This is a genomic window from Flavisolibacter ginsengiterrae DSM 18136 (assembly GCF_059568575.1).
The window spans coordinates 1-1,050 of sequence record NZ_JCANTR010000065.1; the positions used below are offsets into that span (position 1 = coordinate 1).

1 protein-coding gene is annotated in these 1,050 nt (G+C 41.3%); it reads left to right on the forward strand.

The annotated features are described in order from the left end of the window. The coding region (locus BP74_RS21645) for an FG-GAP repeat domain-containing protein (protein ID WP_496377656.1) at nt 1-1,050 on the forward strand (1,050 nt) is incomplete at both ends.

A 1,050-nucleotide genomic window follows, 5' to 3' on the forward strand; every position in this document is an offset into this window, starting at 1 on the left:
TATGGGTTGGATATCTCAGGTTATTGCACACAGGCTTCGTTCTTTGATTATGACCTTGATGGTGACCTCGACTGCTTTTTGATCAATAACAGCCCTATGCCCATTAACAGCCTTGGTTATGACAACAGGCGTAATACTCCAGATGCACAGTGGCCCGTTGCCAGTTTTTTAAAAGGAGGTGGAGATCACTTGTTCAGGAACGATGGTGGGAAGTTCGTGGAAGTAAGCCAGCAGGCAGGCATTCATGGTACATTAATGAGTTTCGGCCTTGGCGTATCTGTCGGTGATATCAACCTGGATGGTTATCCTGATGTATATGTAGCTAATGATTCCTATGAAAGAGATTACCTGTACATCAATCAAAAGAATGGAACATTCAAAGATGAACTGGAAAACTGCATGGAGCATAACAGCTTTTCTTCGATGGGTGCAGATATCAGTGACATCAATAATGATGGTTACCCGGATATTTTTACCACAGACATGCTTCCTGCTGATGATTACAGGTTAAAGACGCTTGGGGCCTTTGATAATATTGATCTCTACAGGGCCAGGCTGAATGTGGGACTTTATCATCAGTTCATGCAAAATTGTTTAATGGTCAATAACAGGAATGGAAAATTCCTGGAAACATCTTATTACAGTGGGGTATCTGCCACTGACTGGAGTTGGGGTGCACTTTTCTTCGATGCAAACAATGATGGTCTCAATGACATTATTGTGTGTAATGGAGTAAATAAAGATGTAACTAATCTTGACTTCATGGATTTCTTTGCCAATGATGTAGTTCAAAACATGGTGATATCAGGAAACAAAGAGAATGTTGACTCCGTACTGCGGCATATACCTGTTAATCCCTTACCCAATAAAGCATTTATTAATAAAGGGAATCTTCGATTTGCGGATACTGGCAAGGAGTGGGGATTAACACAGGAAAGCTTTTCAAATGGTGCTTCCTATGCTGATTTGGATGGTGATGGTGATTTGGATTTGGTGATCAACAATGAGAATGGGCCTGCGTTTGTGTACCGTAATAATTCCAGGGAGTTG